General features: G+C 38.4%; 22 protein-coding genes. 11 read left to right on the plus strand and 11 right to left on the minus strand.

Going from position 1 to position 24,111, the window contains the following annotated elements; all coding sequences use genetic code 11:
• Nucleotides 1-16 precede the first annotated feature (16 nt).
• From GSQ84_RS23330 to GSQ84_RS23350, 5 genes are all read right to left on the minus strand, one after another.
• Nucleotides 17-1,117, minus strand: coding sequence for a TlpA disulfide reductase family protein (locus tag GSQ84_RS23330; protein WP_158799792.1), 1,101 nt, complete (start codon nt 1,115-1,117; stop codon nt 17-19).
• A 69-nt stretch (nt 1,118-1,186) separates the two neighbouring features.
• Complete coding sequence (locus GSQ84_RS23335; protein WP_158799793.1) at nt 1,187-2,566, minus strand: RagB/SusD family nutrient uptake outer membrane protein; 1,380 nt, start codon at nt 2,564-2,566, stop codon at nt 1,187-1,189.
• Nucleotides 2,567-2,576: 10 nt separating this feature from the next.
• Complete coding sequence (locus tag GSQ84_RS23340; RefSeq protein WP_158799794.1) at nt 2,577-5,879, minus strand: SusC/RagA family TonB-linked outer membrane protein; 3,303 nt, start codon at nt 5,877-5,879, stop codon at nt 2,577-2,579.
• Between the two features lie 149 nt (nt 5,880-6,028).
• Nucleotides 6,029-7,174 (minus strand): FecR family protein, encoded by a 1,146-nt coding sequence (locus GSQ84_RS23345; RefSeq protein WP_158799795.1) that lies wholly within the window; start codon nt 7,172-7,174, stop codon nt 6,029-6,031.
• Between the two features lie 340 nt (nt 7,175-7,514).
• Nucleotides 7,515-8,135 carry an RNA polymerase sigma factor gene (locus GSQ84_RS23350; protein WP_158799796.1) on the minus strand — a complete coding sequence of 207 codons (621 nt, stop codon included), beginning with the start codon at nt 8,133-8,135 and terminating at the stop codon, nt 7,515-7,517.
• Nucleotides 8,136-8,861: 726 nt separating this feature from the next.
• Here GSQ84_RS23350 and GSQ84_RS23355 point away from each other — a divergent pair.
• From GSQ84_RS23355 to GSQ84_RS23390, 8 genes are all read left to right on the plus strand, one after another.
• The gene (locus tag GSQ84_RS23355; protein ID WP_158799797.1) at nt 8,862-10,196 is read left to right on the plus strand and encodes an APC family permease; all 1,335 of its coding nucleotides are present in this window, start codon (nt 8,862-8,864) and stop codon (nt 10,194-10,196) included.
• Between the two features lies 1 nt (nt 10,197).
• Nucleotides 10,198-11,358 carry a PLP-dependent aspartate aminotransferase family protein gene (locus tag GSQ84_RS23360; protein WP_158799798.1) on the plus strand — a complete coding sequence of 387 codons (1,161 nt, stop codon included), beginning with the start codon at nt 10,198-10,200 and terminating at the stop codon, nt 11,356-11,358.
• Nucleotides 11,346-11,660, plus strand: coding sequence for an L-rhamnose mutarotase (gene rhaM / locus GSQ84_RS23365; RefSeq protein WP_158799799.1), 315 nt, complete (start codon nt 11,346-11,348; stop codon nt 11,658-11,660). The genes GSQ84_RS23360 and rhaM overlap by 13 nt, the downstream gene beginning before the upstream one ends.
• A 161-nt stretch (nt 11,661-11,821) precedes the next feature.
• Nucleotides 11,822-12,523 (plus strand): hypothetical protein, encoded by a 702-nt coding sequence (locus GSQ84_RS23370; protein ID WP_158799800.1) that lies wholly within the window; start codon nt 11,822-11,824, stop codon nt 12,521-12,523.
• A 337-nt stretch (nt 12,524-12,860) separates the two neighbouring features.
• Nucleotides 12,861-13,508 carry a CatB-related O-acetyltransferase gene (locus tag GSQ84_RS28285; protein WP_158799801.1) on the plus strand — a complete coding sequence of 216 codons (648 nt, stop codon included), beginning with the start codon at nt 12,861-12,863 and terminating at the stop codon, nt 13,506-13,508.
• Between the two features lie 70 nt (nt 13,509-13,578).
• Nucleotides 13,579-14,154, plus strand: coding sequence for a GrpB family protein (locus GSQ84_RS23380; protein ID WP_158799802.1), 576 nt, complete (start codon nt 13,579-13,581; stop codon nt 14,152-14,154).
• 144 nt (nt 14,155-14,298) lie between these two features.
• A complete protein-coding gene (locus tag GSQ84_RS23385) occupies nt 14,299-14,586 on the plus strand; it encodes a hypothetical protein (RefSeq protein ID WP_158799803.1) in 288 nt (95 codons plus the stop codon).
• Between the two features lie 228 nt (nt 14,587-14,814).
• A complete protein-coding gene (locus GSQ84_RS23390) occupies nt 14,815-16,134 on the plus strand; it encodes a hypothetical protein (protein WP_158799804.1) in 1,320 nt (439 codons plus the stop codon).
• Nucleotides 16,135-16,218: 84 nt separating this feature from the next.
• Here GSQ84_RS23390 and GSQ84_RS23395 read toward each other — a convergent pair whose 3' ends face one another.
• Nucleotides 16,219-16,605, minus strand: a complete 387-nt coding sequence (locus GSQ84_RS23395; RefSeq protein WP_158799805.1) for an isomerase — start codon at nt 16,603-16,605, stop codon at nt 16,219-16,221.
• A 65-nt stretch (nt 16,606-16,670) separates the two neighbouring features.
• Nucleotides 16,671-17,507, minus strand: a complete 837-nt coding sequence (locus GSQ84_RS23400) for an alpha/beta hydrolase (protein ID WP_158799806.1) — start codon at nt 17,505-17,507, stop codon at nt 16,671-16,673.
• A 43-nt stretch (nt 17,508-17,550) separates the two neighbouring features.
• Between GSQ84_RS23400 and GSQ84_RS23405 the strand changes: the two genes are divergently transcribed.
• From GSQ84_RS23405 to GSQ84_RS23415, 3 genes are all read left to right on the plus strand, one after another.
• Nucleotides 17,551-17,796, plus strand: coding sequence for a LytTR family transcriptional regulator DNA-binding domain-containing protein (locus GSQ84_RS23405; RefSeq protein ID WP_158799807.1), 246 nt, complete (start codon nt 17,551-17,553; stop codon nt 17,794-17,796).
• 150 nt (nt 17,797-17,946) lie between these two features.
• Nucleotides 17,947-18,603: a DUF4468 domain-containing protein gene (locus GSQ84_RS23410; RefSeq protein WP_158799808.1), complete on the plus strand. Its 657-nt coding sequence runs from the start codon at nt 17,947-17,949 to the stop codon at nt 18,601-18,603.
• Nucleotides 18,604-19,014: 411 nt separating this feature from the next.
• Nucleotides 19,015-19,599 carry a TetR/AcrR family transcriptional regulator gene (locus GSQ84_RS23415; protein ID WP_158799809.1) on the plus strand — a complete coding sequence of 195 codons (585 nt, stop codon included), beginning with the start codon at nt 19,015-19,017 and terminating at the stop codon, nt 19,597-19,599.
• A gap of 289 nt (nt 19,600-19,888) precedes the next feature.
• Here GSQ84_RS23415 and GSQ84_RS23420 read toward each other — a convergent pair whose 3' ends face one another.
• From GSQ84_RS23420 to GSQ84_RS23435, 4 genes are all read right to left on the minus strand, one after another.
• Nucleotides 19,889-20,599: an SOS response-associated peptidase gene (locus GSQ84_RS23420; RefSeq protein WP_158799810.1), complete on the minus strand. Its 711-nt coding sequence runs from the start codon at nt 20,597-20,599 to the stop codon at nt 19,889-19,891.
• Between the two features lie 321 nt (nt 20,600-20,920).
• Nucleotides 20,921-21,727 carry a phytanoyl-CoA dioxygenase family protein gene (locus GSQ84_RS23425; RefSeq protein WP_158799811.1) on the minus strand — a complete coding sequence of 269 codons (807 nt, stop codon included), beginning with the start codon at nt 21,725-21,727 and terminating at the stop codon, nt 20,921-20,923.
• 258 nt (nt 21,728-21,985) lie between these two features.
• Nucleotides 21,986-22,762: an SDR family oxidoreductase gene (locus GSQ84_RS23430; protein WP_158799812.1), complete on the minus strand. Its 777-nt coding sequence runs from the start codon at nt 22,760-22,762 to the stop codon at nt 21,986-21,988.
• A 39-nt stretch (nt 22,763-22,801) separates the two neighbouring features.
• On the minus strand, nt 22,802-23,941 hold the full coding sequence (locus GSQ84_RS23435; RefSeq protein WP_216849021.1) for a Gfo/Idh/MocA family protein: 1,140 nt from the start codon (nt 23,939-23,941) through the stop codon (nt 22,802-22,804).
• Between the last annotated feature and the right edge of the window lie 170 nt (nt 23,942-24,111).

A 24,111-nucleotide genomic window follows, 5' to 3' on the forward strand; every position in this document is an offset into this window, starting at 1 on the left:
TTATATATAAGCATGCTTATTCTTGAAAAATCTCCCTCAACTTTAATTCGAGTTTATCGCCTCGTAAGTTCTTTGCTATAATGAATCCATTTGGATCTATCAAGAAGTTGCTAGGTACTCCTACCACACCCCAAGCCTTCGCAATTACATTTTCATGGAACTGGAGATCACTTAAATTGATCCAAGAAAGTTCGTCTTTTTTTATAGCGTCTGTCCATAAACTTCGGTTGTAGTCTAACGAAATCCCTATTATTTCAAAATTTTTCTTTTTGAATCGTTTATAAGCCTTTACTAAGTTTGGGTTTTCGAGCCTGCATGGTCCACACCATGATGCCCAAAAATCGACCAGTATGTATTTTCCTTTGAAACTAGCCAAACTTATTAGTTTACCTGACACGTCAGCTTGTGTAAAATTTGGAGCAACTTTACCAATGCCAACTTCCGTGTCTAACTTAAGTTGCGTTGCCATTAATTTTCCTAGATCTGTGTTCTTCATTTTAGAACTTAAAACAGTATATAATGATCTTTTTGATTCTGGATTCCCGGTCTGAGATACTGCCCAAAGACTGACAAAAGAATCAGGATGCGCCAATACATAGGCTCTTTGAGTTACTTTAAATTTATTAACTCGTATTGGAACTATTGGAGTCCAAAGTTTTAAAAGCAACGAATCCTTATGAATAGTTGCCCAATAATTTGGCAAGGCAGCCTGATACATCCATATAGCAAAAATTCCCAGTCCAGATTCAGCAAACTCCGTTTGGACGGGTCCACCTAAAATGTTAGCATCTTCAATGCTGGGGCCTTCGATTGTAGTTTCGCCTTTATCAATAATGAAGTTTTGGTAAGATATATTAAGTTTACGATCAACAATATCCCAATCTGATTCAGTCATTATTGAGGCAAATATTGGTTCTTTAAGAAATCCAGATATTTTAAACGTTCCATTGTAAACAGTTACTGTATCAGCTGGTTTAACATCACTATAAAGTACTTTTAATTTTGTGCCGTCGGGCAGTCCTGTTATTTTCCCTTTAATAGTAAACTTTTCCTGCGCGATACACGATACTGATATTAAGATAAAAGACGATATGATGTATTTGAATAAGTGTTTCATTCTATATATAATTAATATGATGATATTTGCTTCAATAGACACGATTATTAGTTCTTTACGGAAGGTCTATTAATAACCTGGATTTTGTGTAATTTTTGGATTACGAGATATATCTACTTCAGGAATAGGATATAATGCATCAGTTTCCTTCCAGCTACTTCCCTTTAACAGACTGAGTACAGCCGATGCCCTATTTGTTCGTTTTAAATCTAACCAACGGTGTCCCCATTCTGAAAAAAGTTCGAGGTGTCGCTGTTTCTCAATTTCAGTTAAGCATTCTTCAGAGTTCAAATTAAGAAGAGGTGTAATTAAACCTGCTCGTTTTCTGATGATATTAATGTCGTTCAAAGCAAGGTTGGATTGACCAAGTTCTGTTTGAGCCTCTGCTCTGATAAGGTATAGTTCAGCTAATCGTATGACCATAGAATACTCTACTATACTGCCGTTAATGGTTGTCCTAACTTTATATTTGTAGGGATAATAATAGGTTCCTGTAGAATTTGTAAATTGATTAATCCATTGTGTTTTTCTATTATCATTCGGGGCAAATTGGCTGACAAAACTTGGTGATAAAGACACGAAAATTGGTGTTGACGTTAAAATAAATAACGTCCCCTCTCTTGTATTACGTCCTGCCGTTGGTAACAACTGCCAGATAGCCTCAGTGCTGTTTTTTAAAAATACACCATTCAAATTATCTACAAGTGCATAGGTGGATGTTTGGTTAATCACATCTGTGGCGGCTTGAATAGCAAGATCCCATTTTCCGGTATATAGATAAACCCTGGACAATAGTGCCTCTGCAGTCCACTTGTTTGGTCTTACACGTTCAGAAGTGATATAGTTTTCAGAAAGGAGGTTTTCTGCATCAGTCAAGTCTGCTATGATTTGATTGTAAATCTCAGCTGTTGAGGACCTCGGGGTAAGTTCACTTATCGTATAATCACTAGATAAATTTAATGGAACATCCCCAAATAAATTTACCAGATAAAAATAACAAAATGCCCTGATAAATTTTGCTTCTCCCTGCAGTTGCTTATTCGTACTTGCTGAAACTCCCGTTGCAGTTTTTAAACCTTTTAAAACTGCATTTGATGTATATATATAAGCGTATGGTTCTTGCCATAAAAATGTTTGAAGGACAAAATTGGTAGTTGGTATATCATTATTATCGAAAAGAGCCAACGATGAATTGTAGCTGTTGAAATCATCTGCAGATAATCCACATAAAGCTGATATCGAATTTTGATTTCCAGAAAATGCACCACTGGTAACCATTCTGCTATAAACACCGGTTATTGCAGATGTGGCCGAAGCATCATTGGAAAATAATTCAGTAGAGGTAGCCTGATCTTTTGGGGGGCCAACTTCAAGAAATTTTTTGCAGGAATAATTGCTAGTAGCTATCATTAAAATGAAAAGCACTAATTTTTTTTTTATGACTTTCATTGTAAATAGATTAAAGTGTAAATTGGGCTCCAAGAGAAAAAACTCGAAGCATTGGCAAAACTAATACTGATTGAGTTTCTGGATCAAGGCCCTTATATTTGGTTATTGTCAGTAAATTCTGTCCTTGAATGTAAATTTTTGCACTATTAAGGTTTAATTTTTGCATCATCTTAAGTGGTAAATTATAGGATAGAGACACGTTTTTTAATCGAATAAAGGAAGCATCTACAACTGCGAATTTTCCATTAAAAGTTGCATCCGAAAAGCTTGTTACCGCTTCAGATGAACCGCTATATTTCTGGTATAATGAATTATCTCCTGGATTTTGCCAATAATTATTTTTTAAAAGAGATGGTTGATTCACTTCTGGAATACCTGGTTGAAAACTGCCTGGAGTTTTAAGCTGAGTTAAATAACCATTAGCAGATTGTTTAACAAATTGCATTAACACGTCTAACGAAAAGCCTTTATAGTAAATTGAATTATTCAGCCCTCCATAAAATTTCCTTCCAATAAATGCAACTATGTATCTATCGTTATCATCGATAATGCCATTCTTATCATAATCTTGTTCGATATATACCCCTGAAATAGGATCAACACTAGTATTATACAATTTTTGAATTGAAATGGGCTGACCAACCACATATATACTTGCATAAGCCGAGTTGGCTAATCCGGGAAAATTGATTAATTTATTTTTCGGAACAGTTAAATTAAAGGTCGATGAATAGGTAAACGATTTAGTTTGTATGTTGATAGTACGCAATTCTAATTCCCATCCTCTATTACCTACTGTTGCCCCTAAATTGTTAGTTATTCCGCTAAAACCGGTACTCAAAGGAAGCGGTATAGATACTAATTGATTTGATGATTTATTTGTATAATAATCAATGGAAACATTTATGCGGCTTTTTAATAACCCAAAGTCCAGCGCAGCTTCGGTTTTTTTATTTACTTCCCAGGCATATTGAGAGTTTTGTAAAGTTCCAGGATATGTAGTAGATACACCTTGATAGGGCGCGTTAGTTCTCCATAAATCAAGGTAGCCATAGTCTGGTATTTGATCGTTCCCAGTTATACCATAGCTGCCGCGCAATTTAATGAAGTTAACAAACCCCAGTTTTTCTTTTATAAATTTCTCATCACTGATCAGCCATGCCGCGCCTATCGCTCCAAAGTTCGCAAATTGATTCTGTGTACCAAAACGACTGCTCCCGTCTCTTCTGGCAGTTGCATTAAATATATATTTATCGTTTAAAATATAATTAAGGCGACCATAAACGCTTATATAGCGATATTTTGCATAGGATGCGTTCGCACTATATAGTGACGCTGCAGCGATGTTTTCTAGTAAGGCATCACTATTATATCCTGATCCAGTAACCGATTGTGCTTCAGTTATTCCCTGTTGAAGGGTTGTGCCTATTAACGCACTAATTTTATTTCCACCAATTTTTTTTTCATAATTTGCTTGGCTTTCTATAACCCAGTTGTTAGTTGAATTATTTGTAAAAACAGAAATCCTATCAGAAGGCCCTGGATTTTGTGAGGGATCATAAGTAATGAGCGGTTGGGTATTGAACTCATTACGATCTAACTGGTTATATCCGATACTTGCTTTAATTTTCAAATCTGGAATTATTGCGTAGCTCACTGCGGTATTTGCTATAAAATTGTTAGTTTTTGCGTTGAATGGTTGTTGTGTTAGGGCAATCGGATTGGAGTGCATTGTACCATTTCCCCAGTTTAGGTTTCCTTGGGCATCAACTAAAGCCGGATAATTTGGAGGTAGAAATATTTCGCCTGTTAGGTCATATAGGAATAAATTGCTATTAATTTGGCTATAGTTTGCATCGAATGAAGCGGTAAGCTTTTTATTATCTGAAGTATATTGCAGACTAAAATTACCTGAGGTTCTTTTAAATGAATTGTCACCAGGAAATACTGTCCCCTCTCTATAGTAGTTTGCTCCAACCAGGTAAGTGACATTAGCGGTACCGCCAGAAAGTGAGGTAGACATATTAGTTGTAGGTGCAGCTTTTCCAATTAGCTCTTTTTGCCAATCTAAGTTTCTATTTGGATCCCAAGTACCATTTATATCGTAATCTGTTGGTGCAATTTGAACATTATCGTTCACTAAAGCCTTTTTTCTCATTGCAATATATTGAGTAGTATTCATGAGGTCTAACTTCTCATTAACTTTGGAAATTCCTTGATTTAGAGAAAATGAACTCCTTGTCTTTCCTGCTTTACCTCTCTTGGTAGTAATCAGTACTACTCCATTTGCTCCTCTAGATCCGTAAATAGCTGTTGCATCAGCGTCTTTTAATACTTCAATGCTTTCAATATCGGCAGGGTTAATACTAGCCATTGGACTTGCATTTGTGGTTATACTTACTCCATGAGATAGGCTTTGGGAAGGAAATTGAACACCATCTATAATATAAAGGGGATCATTTCCTTGAGTTAAGCTATTTTGGCCCCTAACGCGGACGGTAAATCCGCCCCCCGGAACACCTGTAGTTTGTGTTACCTCTACTCCGGGAATATTTGCTTCCATGGCTTGCAAAACATTGTTTACAGGTTGTTTTTCTATATCTATAGCAGTAATTTTTGAAATTGCACCAGTGCGCTCTTTGTCACTTACCATATAATAACCGGCATTTATTGTCACTTCGTCTAAGTTGCTATTGGTCACATGTAGAATAATATTTCCAAGATTAGCTCTCGCTGCAATTTCTAAAGACTGGTATCCAACATAACTGATTTGAAGGTGTGCGTTTTCATCAACGTTTTTTAAAGTAAACTCACCAGCGGTATTAGAAAGCGCTGATCTGCTGGTACCTTTAATCGTTATTGTTGCGCGTGATATAGGGTTTCCTTCAGGATCTACCAAACGCCCTGTAACATCAATATTGGATAATCGATTTAGAAACTTGTCAAGTAAAGAAGGCTCCTTAGTTTTTATGATGACCATTTTATCTTTGACCTCATAGGTAAATGGTTGATTTTTAAAACTAATGGCTAAGGCTTCTTCCAGTGACACATTCTTTACAGATATATTAACTGGAATTGATTTGGCAAGAGAATTTCCATCAGCCACAACTTGATATCCACTTTGCTGAATGATTTTATCCAATACATTACTTATGGATGCATTGGATTCATTCAGCGTGATACGCTGGGCATAAGTGCTTGCACTTACCTGCATGATTGCGCTGAGAATAATTATGGTGGTTAGCCGCATTATTAGAAAAAATTTACTGGCATGTGGAAACAGCACACCATATTTGCATAAATATTTATACATTTGTGAAGTAAGTTTAGATCCTAAGTGTCTTGTCTTTGAACTGGTTAGGCACTTGGATGAGTGATTGATTAATTTCAGTTGAATTGAACTTATTAGCCAGGATCGTGATCAGCTTTCCTGGCTTTTTTAGTCCGAATTATTTGGTTATGTCAGTTTGTTACGATAATTGTCCTCCCTTCAATTTTAAAGTGTACCTGATCTGTTGATTCCAGCATTTTTAAAACCGATGTTAAACTGTTTTGCCTGGAAATGCTGGCCCAGGGTTTAAAATCTATCGGTTTTATGTTTTTGTAGCTAATAGAGACGTTATACCACTTTGCTATCCTGTTGAGTGCGGTCTTGAAATCTTCCTGCCGAAAAATGAATCTTCCATTTTTCCAGCCTACTGCTTGTGTGGTATCAGCTTCTTCTACTTTCAGACTTTTTTCGGTTAAGGTGAGTTGTTCACCGGGTTTGAGTACTACTGTACTGGAGGTTTTATCTTTTAAGGTTGGATTTACAATGACGGAGCCTTCCAATAAAGTAGTTTTAGTAAAGGATTGATCAGCATAACTGTTTACATTGAAGTGTGTGCCTAATACCCTTATCTCCTGTGATTTGGTGATGACTTTGAATGGTGATTTCTTATCTTTTTTGATTTCGAAATAAGCTTCTCCGGTTAGTTCTATGCGCCTTTCATGTTTAGGTGCAAAATTGTTAGGGTAGGTAATGGATGATCCGGAGTTTAACCAAATATCGCTTCCGTCGGGCAACCTGAATTGATATTCAGTTCCTTCTGGAGTGGATACGGTATAATTTGCTATCGTTTTGGCCTGGGCTGTCTCATATTTCAATTGGCCGGTTGAGTCCCTGCTGATCCTGGAGCCTGTCTGATCTTTTATGGTTCCTTTTTTAAAATCAGCAAGGCTGATGGTAGATCCGTTTGATAAAGTTAGCGTGGCTTTTTTGATGCCTGGTTTAATGACGCTTCTCGCCGTACTTTCTATACTGGTGCTACTTTGTTTTGACACAAGAATAATAGCGACAGTGGAAATTAAAATCAGTAAGGCCGCTGCACTAATAATCCTGATCAATCTATAAGATTTACCTTCCTTATCTAGCCTCGCATTCATCGCTTTCAGTAAACGATTTTCCAGTTCCTGATCGGAGAGGTCTGATCCGTCTTCCCAGGGATGAGATTCCTGTCCGTCTTTATTATACCAATTGACATACACTTCTTTCTCCTGATCCGTTATCGTATTTTTTAGCCATTTTCCGGCTAACTGTTTGATGATATCTCTAGATGGAAGGTTCATAGCGCGTCAATTTGGTTTAGATTTTTAACATGACATATGAACTTCAGAATCAAGGGTGATTTTAGGTAAAATATGAAATGAGCAGTGGTAACATATGTAATAAAACAATTTTGCAGGATGGAAGGGGCTCCTAAGCGGGAGCTTATACCTTTATCGTTACCAATATGGTTTTCTTGTTGTTGCATCTTATGTTACCTCTCAACACTATAGATCCACTGTATACACTTGTCGGTATTAGTCAATTAAAAATAGAGCTTTGGGGAGTGCAATCTTTTAATTTTTGACATCGATAAAAACAGCAATGATAGGTGGTAACATTGTGTTTAATCTGTGGAACGGCTTAGGCTTTCAAGACAGAATTTAAGAAGTTGAATGGGCAACAAACTTCTTGAACCAGTCTTCTTAAGTTTGATTTGACTGTCGAAAATTTTAATTTTAAATCCTTTAATGCTCTGTTGATATGTTTCTTAATAGTATGGACAGAAATATTAAGTTCTTCTGAAATTTCCTTATGACTTTTTCCGTCAATTCGGCTCATGCGATAGATGAGTTTGCACTTTTCGGGTAGTGCGCCCATTAATACTTCCAACTCTCTGAGCAAGTCGGAGTAATCAAGGTTATTTTGAGTAGAATTATCCTCTATGTCTAATTCTAAAATGTCTTCTGTGGGTGTTCCCACAATTTTTTTAAGGTCTGCTATCTTGTCCATAATGATATAGGCTAAAATAGCTGCCAGATAGGTGCTGAATTTATAACGTAGTTCGATTGTCTTCCTATATTTCCAAATACGGAATAGGGTATCCTGGACAATTTCTTCTGCATCCTGATGGGAACCGATCTTGACTAAAGTTTTAAACAGGAGTTTTTTCCAGTAACGTTTATATAAAATATTAAACGCAAGCCGGTTGTCCTCTTTAATGAGCTTAAATAATTCTTCGTCTTTGAGCGTTTCTAATGACATTTTTAGTTAAAAAAATTAATGTAAATATATAATGGAGCCTATGTTACTCTTAGTCAAAGTGAAACATACAAAAAAAAATACATGATCAAAGTGCAACTAGTTATTTGAAATTGTTTTTATTTAATTTACAACTTATAAGAATGGATGGTTTCTTGTGAAATTAGTTTTTAGTGGTGTAGAATTAATCGGAGATAGATTAACTTTATAAAATATTGTGCTGAACATTAGTGTTGTAGCTACATTTGAAATTCCATTAATCTCTGTATAATTATAAATCGATTTCTCGTTATCGAGTGTAATTTTGAATATTTACACAAATCAGTGTGGCAGTACTAGAGTTGGGTAGAAAAATCAATATGTATTTCATATTTAAGTATTAAACAACACAGAGTTGTATCATCGTTTGATAGATAAACTTTTAATTATACTCCTTAAAGTGCTAAAAAGGATTTGTATTTGGTTTATGCATTCAGCCTCCAATTCTCTTAAAATTACGAGAGTAGTCAATTTCTTAAGGGTATCAAAATTGATTTTGATATGATCACCTTGTTTGATCTGCAATTTGTAAAAGGGGGGTATTGTTTGGTTCGGAGACAACCGATTTGACAAAGGGTAACTTAAGGGGGATGCGATTATGAGGACTAACTGCCTTTTAGAAGAAGAGACAGTAGAGGAGAGTTAAACGAAGGAACACTTGTAAATTCGAAGTCTAATAATTAGGCTTGTATGGGTATTACACCAGAATTAAACCGCTTTGAGCTGACGATGATCGTTATCAGCCTGTGCATTGGCATGGGAATCTTTGCCGCGCCTAGTGAGGTTGCTGTAAGGGCAGGCAGTGTGGAGCTGTTTTTCGCGGCCTGGATATTTGGGGGGCTGGTAAGTTGGTGTGGTGCGTTGACTTTCGCGGAGATTGGGGCAAGGTTTCCGGTAACAGGTGGTTTTTATAAGGTGTTCAGTTATAGCTACCACCCTGCGGTGGCTTTTATGATCAACTGGGTGCTGGTAATTAGCAATGCAGCTGCGGTGGCCGCGGTAGCACTGATCGGTGCGGATTATATCAAGCCTTTTCTATTGCCTGCTAACTTGCAAAATGACATGGGCACGAAGCTGATTACAATTACCGCGGTGGCTATTTTATATCTAATCAATTTACGTGGGGTAAAAATGAGCGTCTTGGCACAAAATGCATTGACCCTTTTTAAAATCGTGATGATCTTGTTGATCTTTACGGCGGTGTTTAAAAATACGGGCTTACCGACCCCCGTAGCTGCTGTGCCTTATTCAGGCAGCATCGTCAGTGCATTTGGATTGAGCCTGGTGGCGGTCTTCTTTACTTATAGCGGTTACCAGCAAACCATTAATTTTGGTGGCGATATTATTAATGCTAAATCTAATATTCCTAAAGCCATAACCTTTGGGATCATCACGGTGATTTTGCTGTATTTGGCGATTAACTTTGCTTATGTCCGTGTCCTGGGAATCGGGGGCCTGCAACAGACGCCGGCATTGGCGGCCAGGATGATCGGTGTAGTTTTCGGGGATACCGGTTATAAATTGACTTCGGTCATGATCTTTCTTTCTGTACTGGCCTTTGTCAATGTGAATATTCTATCTAATCCACGGGTGTATTATGCCATGGCTGAGGATGGAATATTGCCAGGTATATTTAAAAAAGTAAATGCTAAGACCCAGGTGCAGGAATTCGGTATGAGCTTTTTTGTTGTGGTAGTGATCCTGGTCCTGTTTTTTGTGCACACATTTAGCGGATTACTTAAATATGTGATGTTCTTTGATACGATCGGTTTAGCAATGGCCTCCTTAGCCATTTTTCCCCTGCGCAGGAAGACGAAACACCTGGACAGCATCGGGGTTTATTCTATTAAATGTTTCCCGCTGGTACCACTAATCTTTATCATCACTTATTGCTTTGTCACGGTAAACATCTTTATCACTTTTAAAGAAAATCCCTATGCGGCACTTTGTTGCCTGGCTGCGTATGCCCTTGGACTGTTGATCTATTACGTCTGTAACCCGGGCGAGAAAACTGAAATTTCTTAATATGAATTTGTCTTATATATTGAATGAATTGGGTGAAGACCGCGACAACTATTATGGTGCAGTCTCGCCACCTATTGTGCAGTCCAGTAATTTTGCCTTTAAAACAGTCAGCGACTTGAGAAGCGCTTTGGACAATGAGTATGATCACCTGCTGTATTCGCGAGGTCAGAACCCTACGCTCAATATTCTTCGGCAAAAGCTAGCCGCACTGGATGGAGCTGAAGATGCATTGGTGTTCAGTAGTGGTATCGCGGCAATCAGTGTGCCCATCATGGCTTTACTGGCTCAGGGTGATCATGTGATCGCCGTTGAAAACCCTTATAGCTGGACGGTGAAGTTATTTAAAGATGTATTACCCAAATTTGGTATCTGTACTACTTTTGTGGATGGTTCTGAAGTAGAAAATATCCAAAATGCTATTGGTGCTGAGACCAGGCTGATTTACCTGGAAAGTCCGAATACGTTTAGTTATGATCTGCAGGATCTGAGCACAATAGCCGGGATCGCTAAAGAACGGGGGATACTTACTATGATCGACAATACGTACTGTGGTCCGTTGTTCCAGCGACCCATTAAGCTGGGGATCGACCTGGTTGCGCAATCGGCTACCAAGTATCTGGGCGGACATTCGGATGTGATGGGAGGGGTGATCACTGGCAGTAGTGAACTGATCAAACGGATCTTTTCGCATGAATTTCTAAATATCGGCGCGGCCTTGTCGCCGCATGCTGCCTGGCTGCTGATCCGTGGCTTGCGTACCTTGCCATTACGGATGCAGCGTAGCTTTGAAACCACTAAAATTATCACTGCATGGTTGGCTGATCATCCGAAAGTAGAGCAGGTAATTTGGCCTTTTTTACCGGGTTTTAAGCAAAGTGAACTGGCGCAGCGTCAAATGCAGGGATGCGGCGGATTGTTCAGTTTTACATTAAAGGACTCGTCCGCAGAGAAAATCGAGACGTTTTGCAATGGTCTCCGGCATGTGCTGATGGCTGTTTCCTGGGGAGGACATGAGAGCCTGCTCATCCCGGTTCTTGCCACTCTGGTAGCGGGGGATTATGATACGAACAACCATCGACATCAGCTAATCCGGATGTACGTGGGTTTAGAGGATGCCGATTATTTGATCAAAGATTTAGAACAGGCATTATGGAACGTATAGCTTTTAAAATGAAATTGTATCCCGGTAGGGAAAGCGAATATAGAAAGCGCCATGATGAGCTTTGGCCAGAGCTAAGTGCGCTGTTAAAAAAAACAGGAGTAAGTGACTATTCTATCTTTTTTGACGAGGAAACGCATATGCTGTTTGGCGTGCTCAAAGTAAGTAACCGAGCGCTTTTTGACAGGCTCGCTGAGGAACCGGTTATGCTGAAATGGTGGTCGTATATGCATGATCTGATGGAAACCAATATGGATAAGTCGCCGGTTAGTAAGGCGCTGAAAGAGGTATTTTATCTGGGTTGATTTAATAACGGGATTAAAAAATCTCAATAAATGAAGAAATGTCCCGCGGTTTGCTTTCGGGGGGATCATTACTATGCGATTAAACGACCCTAATTTTAGATAAAGCCCTTATTATTGATATAAAGTCTTAATTTTGCTACCATTCTAGATAAATTTTTAACATGAAGCCGACGCTCCTTTCACTTTTCCTTCTTTTCACTTTAAACCTGACCAAAAGCTCCGCACAAATTTCGCTGACTGCCCGGCAGATCATCGATAAATCGATCGAAGCCACAGGAGGACAACAGTACCTGCAGTCTATCAGAACGCTTTACACTAATATGGCCACCGAAATGGAAGCGCGAAAAGTCAACTGGATCACTAAGGAGATGCTGCCGAACAAAGGCTCATTTCAAATAGTGTATCAGGATAGAATCGTGTTCGCAAACTTTTACGATGGCGAAAATGGTTATGAAGTGACAGGAGGAAAAAAACAACTCGCCGACCAGGCAGAATTCAGCGACAAAAAAATTCGCAGGAATATCTTCAACGAACTAGACTACCTGGATTCAACCTTATATACCCTAACTGTATTAGGCACCGAAAAGGTTGATAAAGAAGACTGCCACAAAGTTAAGGCCACCTGTATCAACGGAGCGGTAAGGATATTATATTATAGCAAAAAAACATTCTTAATGTTACGCGAGGATAAGTTCACTACGGAAAAAGGAGGTTTCAGTACCACCTATTTCTCAGGCTACAAAAAATACGGAAAACTAACCTACTACACCGATCTGGTTTTTGGAGAGGGCGAAAAAATGCAAAAAGCCACTATAGTAGAATTACTGGCTAACGAAAAAATCTCCGATGACGATTTTCGTTAGCAGAATCAAAAGTGATATGCTTTGCCTCGTTTGTTCCTCGCTTTGCTAATTATCCAAGGAAAATTGTATGCCTTTTGATATACGTAGTGGCGCTTTCCCACGGTAATCCTGTACTATTGCCCTCCAAGACTGGGCTAAATTATCAATATAATTTGCCAGCTCCAATTCCAGAGGGAAAATTGCCCGCTGTTTTTGAGAAAACTGAAAAGTAGTAAAGCAAAATCTCAATAAACGAAGATTTGTCATTCTCGCCTGTAGGGGGCAGGATCACTCGTGCTTCTCAATAGAGCTGATCAATATAAAAAAAAAGTATAATTGTAAGTTTTAATCCCTTTTTATGACTCCAATAAATTCTTCAACTGTTTTCCCTTTGGCTGGTTATGATCGGTTATGTTTCTTAAAAAACGTCATCAACCATCCTCAAATAACAATTGGTGATTATACCTATTACGATGACTTTGATACAGTAGAGAACTTTCAAAAAAACGTTCGTTATCTTTTTGATTTTAGTCAGGATCATCTTAAGATTGGAAAATTCTGCATGATTGCATCTGGTGTTGAGTTCATCATGAATGGAGCTAATCATCTCTCGAAGGCAGTAAGTGCATACCCATTCGCCATTTTTGGTGATGATTGGAGCAATGCGATGGAGGGAAAGTCGTATCCTACCAAAGGTGATACAATTATTGGCAATGATGTGTGGATAGGTTACCGCGCTACCATATTACCTGGTGTTACTATTGGTGATGGAGCTATCATCGGTTCCCTTGCTGTAGTTAGCCGGGACGTCCCGCCTTATACAATCGTCGGAGGAAATCCTGCCCAGCTGATACGTAAACGATTTGATGACATAACCATTGCAAGGCTCTTGGAAACTTCGTGGTGGGATTGGCCGCAGGAAAAAATCACCAAATACGCCCGCTATCTTACGGGTGATGTAAACTCATTTTTAAATGCCCTAAAAGAAGATTCCGAGACTATCTAGTCTGTCGCTTATAAAAGGGTATTCAGTACTCTATGTTTCAATAGACGAACATTTTAAAACTCATTCCAATATGAAAAAGAAAACACTCAGCGATTTAACAAAAGAAGAAATTGGGCATCTCTTTCCTATCGAAATGAGTCAATACGAGCCTAATTGGCCTAAACTCTACGAACAGGAGAAGCAGGTTATTGAAATGAATATAAACTCCGCATTGTTTTCCAAAATTGAACATTTTGGCAGTACATCTGTACCTGGACTCGCTGCTAAAAATACGATAGACATATTAATGGCTGTAGAGTTCAATGACACTTCAAACGATGAGATTATCGAACAGATGAAAAAAATAGGGTATGAGTTCAACTGGCAAAATGAAGGTACAACTCCCCATATGGTGTTTATTAAAGGATATGATCCTGAAGAACCTAAGCAACAAACCTATCATATACATGCTGCTCCCAGAAACCATAGCTTGTGGAACAGAATCCACTTCAGGAATTATTTAATCGCACATCCTGAAGTAGCTCAGGCTTATGAAGAACTTAAAAAATCCCTGGCCATTAAATACAAGCATCAAAGAGTAGAATATAGGATTGCTAAAACGGAATTTATAACGGAAATTACGAATCAAAGTTTACTGGAGCTTTAGGTATTCTTTTAAGAGGTTAAGCCATATCAGTATACCTTTGACCCCGTTTAACTATTGACCTTTGCCTGATAATCAATTACTGATTTTGACAATAAAATTTATGGAATACATTTCCTTTATTTACCAATAAAATTGAAAACCTACATGAAAAGTTTAAAAGAATTTAAAGACTCTTTAAAAAACGAAATCCCTGGTGACGGTTTATCTGTGCAATTAAAAGCCCTTTGGTATGACGGTAAAGGAGATTGGGATAAAGCACATCACCTGGTAGATCATTTGAGTGATCAGTTGTCGGCACATATCCATGCTTACCTGCACCGCAAAGAAGGAGATATCTGGAATGCCGACTACTGGTACCGCAAGGCAAAGCAATCCCGTCCAGATCTTACGCTAGGCGAGGAGTGGGAGCAGTTGGTTACAATGTATTTATAGAGAGCTTTCACCATTCGAAGTATATCAAGTTTTTGTGAGTTTATAATATCCAGCAATTCAAAAGAAGGGCATTAATAATATATTTTGGATCTTAAAATTACATTTCATTAATGTGTTAAATCACGATATTCTTCTTTGTTTTAAATTAAATAGATGTTAAAAAAAATGATGTATTAGCAATAATGCGTTTAAACTTGCAATATATATGCTTTGTTTTTACATTTAAAAATGCTCTTTCCTGATCTTAAAAAGGTATTGATTATCTTATATCTCTTACTTTTAACCTGCCTTACAAAGGCTCAGATTCCTATTATAGGTAATACTACAAATTTAAAAAAGATAGAGAATACCAATAGAAATGTATTTCTTTTATTTAATAAAGTGAGCGAAATTGATGAATTCACGGGAGAAGAGCTATCTTACAATAGCAGCAATAGAGGAGACAGTTTAATTCTAGCTGTGAACTGCAATAAGAATGTATCCATCAGCGTCAATAAATATTGTTCTTTAAAAAAGATTAAAATTTTAATACAACATGTAGATACGCTGAAAATTGTCGGAAATTTTAAAACTAGCTTATCTATTGTTAAACAACATATTGGAGCCACATCAGAATCTTTAATTCACTCTATTCAAATCGCTAACTCTGATGTTAAAGAGGTCAATTTGCCATATTCAGTTGTTAACAGAATTTATTTGAATAACAGCATCATTAGGTATCTGAATCTTAATGGATCTAGGGTTATTGACGAGTTTAATTTAAATAAAATCAGGTTAGACAGTTCAAATTTTTATTGTGCCTCATTGCCGGGCTACATGATATTCAATTATTTGGACCTAACGTATTCAGGAATCATAGATCTTACAACATTACGTGATCTAAAATCAAGAAATCCAAAGGGGACTTTCGAACTGGAGCGAACTATTAGGTTTAGTAATGTCGATCTGGATAAATTTAGATTGCCTTATGACAGACTAAATTTTCATATTGATTCTTTACAGGATGAAGCCAGGATTCGATGGATTTATGAAAAACTACTTAGGCACCTAAATGCACAGGGTTTAAGTGCAAAGTATGAATGGTATAATCAGATTTATAAGGAAATAATTGATAGTAAAGAGCATAGCCATTTTTATAATGTTGCAAGTACTTTCTGGTGGGATAAAGGATATAAGAAGAGTCAACCTATAAAGATATCCCTGTGGCTATTTTTACTCTTTACCTTAATAAACTGTTATTGGATGACGGAATTATTGTCTACATATTATCCAAGTTCGTTGAAGAAATATCTTGGAGGCCTGAGGGATGATGGAGGTATCATGCTGGAAGAAATCGTTAATGAGCGTCAGCGTAAAATTAAGAACTTACACAAACTAAAACATGTAAAGGTTGCGTTCATCTATACGTCATTCATATTTTGGGGACTTAGATTGGACATGCAAGAATTTACAGTAAAGAAAATTAGAATATATATCTATATTATTTTCCAGTATCTTTTAGGATTGCTATGTGCAGCTTATATTGTTAATTTCCTTGTTAGAAGATGAAAGATCTGATTTTCGCCACATAGAATTGATACCTGGGATAGTTAAATTAAGCTTCAATCTATCTGGGTGCCACTTTCGGAGGTTTTACAGATCAATGAAAGGTCCGAAAAAACCGATAATACGAGTGATTTTATTTTGGTCGTTATATTCGAAATAATCCATGCCTTCTATTTTCTCACCGTTATCCTGAATATTTTCCCAGCTGAAACGTCCACCGTTATGGTGAGCATCAACTTTGGAACGCTGTTGTATTTGCTGTCCGGGCATCTGTTCGTGGAAACCGTTGATCAACCCAGCCAGACCATCTAATCCCTTTACTGGGCCGTTTTGCGAATCAACATAAGTACTTTCCTGCGTCCAGCAGCTTTTATATTTTCCAATCCCTGAATGTTCCTGGCTTTTCCATATTGCTCTATTGATTCTTCTATTGTTTGCATAATTATTAGCTGATAATGAATGGCACCATACCACACATTAGTGTTAACAAAACAACGATTATTAAGCTGGAAAATAGTTAAAGTAGTTTAAGAAATGAATTAGTTGAATTCAATTATCCATTTTACAATTTCATCCAAAACCTTCTTTTCACTATCTGGTTGGTTCATGCCGCAATCGTGACCTTTACCCTCCATGGGGACAAATTTCGCAGCAATTTTTTTCTGCGTTAGCAGCTGGTATAGGAATTTGGACTGGCTATCAGGCACAACAGTATCTTTATCGCCATGAAACAGTAAGGTTGGTATTGCCTTTACATGAGCATAAGGACTTACAGCGGTAAAGCTGGCGCTGATTTTATCACCTGGTGTGTAGCTTGCATTAGCCAGAAGCTCTACATTTTTTATCAAGGAACTTTTTTGAAGTGCCGTTAACGTTTCCTCATCATCAAGACGTGTGGGGGGGCACAATGCCGTTATCGATTTAATATTTTTGTGGCTGGTGTATCCATACAATAAAGCCAGGTGCGCACCAGCACTGATACCCGCCATATGGTAACCATTATGTTTAAAATGGTATTCTTTGGATTTTTGCTGTATAAACGTAAAGGCTTTATCAATATCCATCAGCAGATCGCTGCCATGCACTGTTGTGCTCACATAGCGATAATCTACATTGGCCACTATAAAACCGCGTTTGCGCAGGTCTTTTGCGGTCTTGTTGGTATACTCATTGCCGCCCATCATCCAGGCGCCTCCATGTAGAAGCACAATTACAGGAGTAGTTTCTGAATAGCTATCCGGAAGAAAAAGATCTAATGTGTTTTGTTTTTCAGGTGCATATTGCAGATGCAATAGGTCTTTCTGACCAGACTGGGCTTTTGCGTCCAAAATTGGCAGCAAAAAAACATTGATGAGCAGGATAAAAACGATTTTCATAGGATGGGCTTAGGGTTACTAAATTAAAGTATTTAACGAATATTTGTTTTCAAATGTTAGCCATACGTTCCCCTGGCTCAGGAAGAAGTTTGATTTGTCGAGATTTTTTCAAATTAACCGGTCTGATCTGATCTCTATTGAAGTGATTGAATCTATACAGCTGGTAAAAAAACAATATATCATAAAACTGAAACCAGATGTTGTTGCTGATTTTGATATCAAGGTAAGCCGCAATAATTCCAGGGCTTTTAAAAAATGGTATGATTCATTTAATGTTCCTAATGATTGATGTTTGAGATATACTAAATCGTTGTTGCTGTTCTATAACAATTATTTTATTGAAAAATTATACCAATTGAATCGAAACACTTAAATTGCGTTATATAAATTATTATTGCCCATTCTGAATTTAGTAATTTTTTAATTAACAAAAACAACGATGAACAAACGCGCTCTATTACAAAAACAAGGAGTAATTCTACTGTTTCTTTTCTTTTCCAGTCTTGCTGTTAACGCGCAGGATGCTATTTCCTGGACAGTTCGTAACAACGGATCCAAAGTGGCAGATACAGTTGCCTTAGAAGATTATTTGCCGGTTAGCGGCGGGATAGTTTACGAAGATGTAGTCATTGAATTGCCCGGAGTGACGAAACAGGAATTATATTCCAGGGCTAAACTGGCAGTACAAAAAACCTTTACCGGCAATAAACTGGGAAGCTCTAATTATGATCCGGAATCGGGAATAGTAAGTGTGAACAATTTTTATGATATTTCAGATATGACAGCATTGAACATATTGTCGTCAAATCCTGCCAAGGATACGTATTACTTTAACGCGATGCTTTCCATTATTGTTAAAGAAGGAAAGTATAAAATTAAAATGGAGATTCCTGATTATTCTTATGGACAGCTTTCAAAGTATAAGTCTTACGCAGATTTTAAGTCGGGCAGTTTGCCGATTTCTACCTTAGCCAACCAAAGGCAAAATATGAAAAGACAAAGAATGCGGGTATTGAAAACATTAAATGAAAAGATGTTAACCACCTTCAATCTGGTAAGGACCGAGATGTATAAAAAACTGGATACAGATTTTTAATCGGATCTTTTGATCTGGAACCCCTGGCGGTATTTGATACCATATCATCGGTCACGACCCGGTGACGAACCGGAGCTTGCTTTGATCTACTCCGGGGAAAGTCCGTTTGCCTGAATAGTAAGTTCGTCTATTTAACTAGTCAAATAGACGAACTTACACCGTACCTACACGGACTTTCACGGACTTATACAAAGCCGTCCCCCTGAATGCGAGGTATAAATACCGGTTTCGTTACCTGATTTTCGCGTCAACAAATGACCTTTCCAAATTCAAGACTATCCTGTATGAAAACCCATAACTTTCTATAGGATAGTCTTTCAATTTATAAGCGCCGCTTTTTTATTGACATAAAAGTTACAACAGCCTTAACCCTTAATTCTTTAGAATATATAACAATTGGTATATTTGTTTATGGAATTTGTCCCAAGGTCAGAATCAACACGTAGTTTTATTATAGAAACTACAGCAGAAATCTTTAATAAAAAGGGTTATGCGGGTACATCTATTGCAGATTTGGAAAAAGCTACCAAACTGACCAAAGGCAGTATTTACGGCAATTTTGAAAATAAAGAACAGGTTGCTTTAGCTGCATTTGATTACAATTTAAACCGGGTACGTCAAATCGTAAAGGAAGGAGTTGCAAAAAGTTCGGGTTATAAAGCGAAGATATTATCGTACCTGACCACTTATTCCACTTTACAAAACTACGGCGGCTGCCCTATGCAGAACACTGGTGTAGAAGCTGATGATACGCATGAAGTTTTAAGGCAACGGGCTGCTGATGGTTTGTTAAGCTGGAAAAATGACTTAACAGAACTGATTAACGCGGGCATTGAAGCTAAAGAATTTAAAGCGGATACTGATACCGAGAAAACAGCACTGATGTTTATTGCTTTGGTTGAGGGAGCTATCCTTTTAGGCAGGACAACTAAAAACCGTGCTTATTTTGACACGGTATTTGGTATCGCTAAGCAGGCTATAGAGGCTATCTGCTAATTGCATTAAAGCGCGCTGCGATCGTATCGATCATTAATTCTTAATTCTTATTGGAAACAAAATACATTAATAAGTGTTGAATGCCTTATTAAATTGTTTTATTTATCAAAATTTTCTTAAATTAGAGCGTCTAATTGAAAATATCTTGTTGTTAGGAGTTTTGGGTTAATTGTAGATCTATTATATCGTCTAGCTATTATGTCACTGATACTGATAATTGGGATTTGTTTTTTTGTCATGTTTGTATTTGGAAACACGAAGAAATAATTTCGTTTTCTGGATAGGGCGATTAGAACATCAGCGGATTTAGGTGCGCTACAGGCAGCATCAGCTCCGGTTTATTGTTATGCACTTTATTAACTACCGTAGCGTTAACTGCGGTGGATACCCTGAAGCTTTGCATTTGCTCATCAGGATATGTATCACATAAACTGAGCAGGTCCTGTACAGTAATGTCTTTACTTAACCATAGCGCTTCTTCCTGTTTGTCCAGGATAACTGGCATCCTGAATTTGGGATCATGAACTTTACCTACGGTTTCATTTGCTTTGGTGGTCATGATGGTAAACGAGCGGTAGGTTTCGCCCGAAAATTTGTCCTTCCACTGGCTCCATAAACCCGCAAAAGCAAATATTTCCCTGTCTGTCAGGATAAACCGGTAGGGAAGTGGTTTGCCGCTTTTTTTGTCCCATTCATAAAAACCATCGGCCAGCACCAGACAGGTTTTATGATGGCTAAGCAAAGGGGCATATGTTTTGGTATCGGCCGCACCTTCGCTTCTGGCATTCAGCGTAGAAAAATCAAGCTTGGTGCTCTCTGCCCAGTGCGGTACCAGTCCGAAATGCATTTCCTGGGCAATATCCGGTTCATCTGCCGTGATCACCAACCCAGCCTGTGTAGGGGCTAAATTATAATTCGGATGGAATACCTTAGGCAGCTTGACCTGATAGGCTTCGAGCAGTTCTTTTTCTTTTTTAGTGAGTGTGTATCGGGCGCACATAGGAGAAAGGTAACAATATTTAATGAGTTCCCAGAATTGCGGTGCGAAAACTATCCATCGGAAATGCCGGTCCCGGATCTACTTTTCTGCCGGGCGCTACGTCTTCATACCCTATAATGTCCTTAATCGTGTAGGTACCGGCCAATGCTTTACCTGCTTCAATGGCTGCAGGTAATCACTAATTGTGATCACCTTTAAGCTGTTAGCTGATGAACAGCTGTTTCCATCGGTATTGTTTAAGCTGGTATAATCTTTTATGCAGTGAATTTAACCTGCCTGATCTGATCAGCCAGGTAATAACGAAAGCGATAATCATAATTGTTATTTAACTAATTTTGCAAAACGCTGATAGAATGCGGTAGGGCTATTCTCGTTTTTAGGTTCATATTTACCGGCAATGATAGGGAGGTAGATCACTCTCCGACGGCTTTCTTCACCTATTACTGAAGATTGTGCAACGCGGTGCCATAAACGGCCGTCATGTATCGTGAGGTCTCCTGCCTGAGGTACAATAGCCAATTCATGGGCATCAGCATGGTTATCTAAAAAGTACTTTTTGCGGAATAACATCTGGTACAAACTCTGTTTGTGGGTTCCGGGCAGAATTCTTAACCCTCCGTTTTCGGGCTTCAGGCTGCTTAAGTGAATGCCTATATTGAGCATAGGATTTAATCTTTGGCCATGAAAGATATCCCGAAGGCCGTCGGTATGCCAGCCCATTTGAGTAAACTGGCTATGTTCGCCATTTACATAATGGTTGAGTACCATCCCATCTTTTTCTTCTGTGCCTAAACGTGCACCGGGGCCAATTAATTCCAGCAGTATATCAAGCCTTGGATCACGGGCAAGTTCCGTAAATACAGGATGGTGTTTATTAATAAAGGCAAACCGCTGTACAATAGGCGAACCATCCAGGTCTTTACCATATTTGATGGGGATCCCATTCACCTTTACCTTTTGGTTGCTGATCCAGTCTTCCTGTACTTTTAAAGAAGCCTGGGTGATAGCTGCTACAGTTTCTGGTTTTATGAAGTTCTTGAAGTGAATAAATCCATGCTGATTAAAAAAATCAAGTTGTTCGGCAGTGATTTTATCACCTAGGGTGAATTTTACAGATAAGTTTTCCATAACAATAAGTTTTAAATTGAAGAAATAAGAGAAATTACCTGCTGCTGCCTGTGGCAGAGCGGGAGCGTGGATTAATCAATAATATTGATCAGAGATTAACAGCAACAGCAATCCATTGCCCTTTGGGAAAGGGGCATTCGCATAGTCAGCGAGATGTGGATGTTTTGTAGGGTTGCCATATCAGTAATGTCTACTAATTCAGTAGACATTACAAATGTAGTAAAATATTTTGTGCTACAAATTTATTTTCAATAAAATTTAAAACTTGTAGAGGTTGGCAGCAATTCGCTCAGTAAGCGATTTGGGAATGAACCGAACGCCGTACACAGACAGCAGGTTCATCAAACCAGGGATGATTTCAGCTTTTTTATTGAACATTCCTTTTAATCCGGCTTTAGCCACTATCTCTGGCGTCATGTTGAATTTTTCTGCAAGATGATCCAGTGCCTGCATACCTGCACGGCTGGCAAAACCTGTGGCTGTAGGGCCAGGGCAAAGGCAGCTCACAGAAACAGACGAGCCTTTTAATTCGTAGCGCAGCGCCCGGCTATATTGGAGTATAAATGATTTGCTTGCGGAATATAAAGCCAGGGTAGGTACCGCCTGGTAAGCAGCTGTACTTGATATATTTAATATATAAGCGTGTTTTTGCTGTTTTAAAAACGGCAGCAAGTGGTGGGTAAGTGCTAATACGGCATTTATATTTAACTGCAGCATGTCTAGCTGATCGCTGAGTTGGAGCTGATCAAAATTACCCCATATGCCATAACCAGCATTGTTAATCAAAACAGATAGAGTTGAGGTCTCTTTATTACACCATTCTGCAACCTGTTGAGTGGTATTACTGGCAGAAAGGTCGGCAGCTAAATAACTAACCTTAACCTGATACTGCTTACGAATGAGTTCAGCAAGCTCCTGAAGCTCGTTTTCCGAGCGGGATACCAGTAATAAGTGATAACCAGCTTTTGCAAGGAGCAGGGCCATAGACTTTCCTATACCCCTGCTCGCACCTGTTATTAACGCATATTCATTCATAGGATTATTTTAAGCTGGGTTAAGAGCTGTAAAATAAGGCTATTTTTTGTTTTCTAAAACTATTCTTTTGCCGGTGTTTACCGATCGTTTCGCTGCATCCAGTATTTCCATGACGATCATGTTATAGGATAATGAAGACAGGTCGCTGGTACCTGAAAGCTTATTGTTCAGCACTGCTGTCAAATAGGAAATAGGATCACTGATGGAAGCTGCCAGCGGTTCTGCTGTTTTACTGCCTTTTCTATTTTCACGCATCCGGCTGGTTATACTGTTTGCATCCAGTGCATGCAGGTAGCCGGTTTCTCCAAATACTTCCAGGTCTTTGATAGAAAAAGGCCAGCTCCACGAAGCTTCGATCAAACCGGTTGCACCAGGGTATTCTACCATGATCGTGGCATCATCTTCAACTTTAGGGTAAACCTCAGGTTTATAATGTCTGGCAATAGCTGTTACTGCAATTGGGCGCTGTCCTTTCATAAACCAGGTCATTAGATCAGCTCCGTAACAGCCGAAATCATTCATGGCACCGGCTCCGTTTTTAATGGGATCTGTCAGCCAGCTTAAAAATTCAGGACTGCAGTTAATTTCTTTTGGTCCCTGATGCCCATCGTGCACTATCATTTTTCTGATTTGCCCGATACTATCTTTGCCAACCGTGTTATAGACATCATGATAAGAAGCATACCAGGTAGTTTCAAAGTTGACTAATACTTTAACATGATACTTCATGGACAAGGCTTCAATTTGTTTTGCCTGATCCAGGGTTGCTGCCAATGGTTTTTCTACCATCACAGGTACGCCCAGGGGAGCACAAACTTCAACAATGGATAAGTGATCTCCTACTGCGTTATAACCCAGTACAGCATCAGGTTTTTTTGACTGCACTGCTTTTTTCAGATCGTCAAAAAACAGATCATCAGACAAGTGAAACTGCTTACCATATTTCTCCTGCAGGTGTTTATTGGTTTCAACGATACCTACGATATCAACCTGGCCATTTTTATAGGCATTTAAAATATTGAAAATGTGGTCATGGTTTAGGCCTGCAACTACTACACGCAGTTTTTGCTGGGCAGATGCAGCAGTCTGCATACAGATGAAAAGGAAAATTAATACCAGCAGCTTTTTGGCACTTGCCGCTAGCTGGGTGGACAACGGAGATGTAGAATGCGGTTTCATATTTGATTCGTATTAATGCTTTAACTGAGCGCAATTTATAATTTTAATGGGTTGATTATCCGATTGTAACAAGCATATTATTTTAACCTAATCGTAAAGATTATTTTACCTGTTTTGTACACATTAATATGGCGGAGTTTTTAAATTAGTATCTCAATGATTACAGTTAA

Source organism: Pedobacter sp. L105, assembly GCF_009765875.1.
GTDB lineage: Bacteria > Bacteroidota > Bacteroidia > Sphingobacteriales > Sphingobacteriaceae > Pedobacter.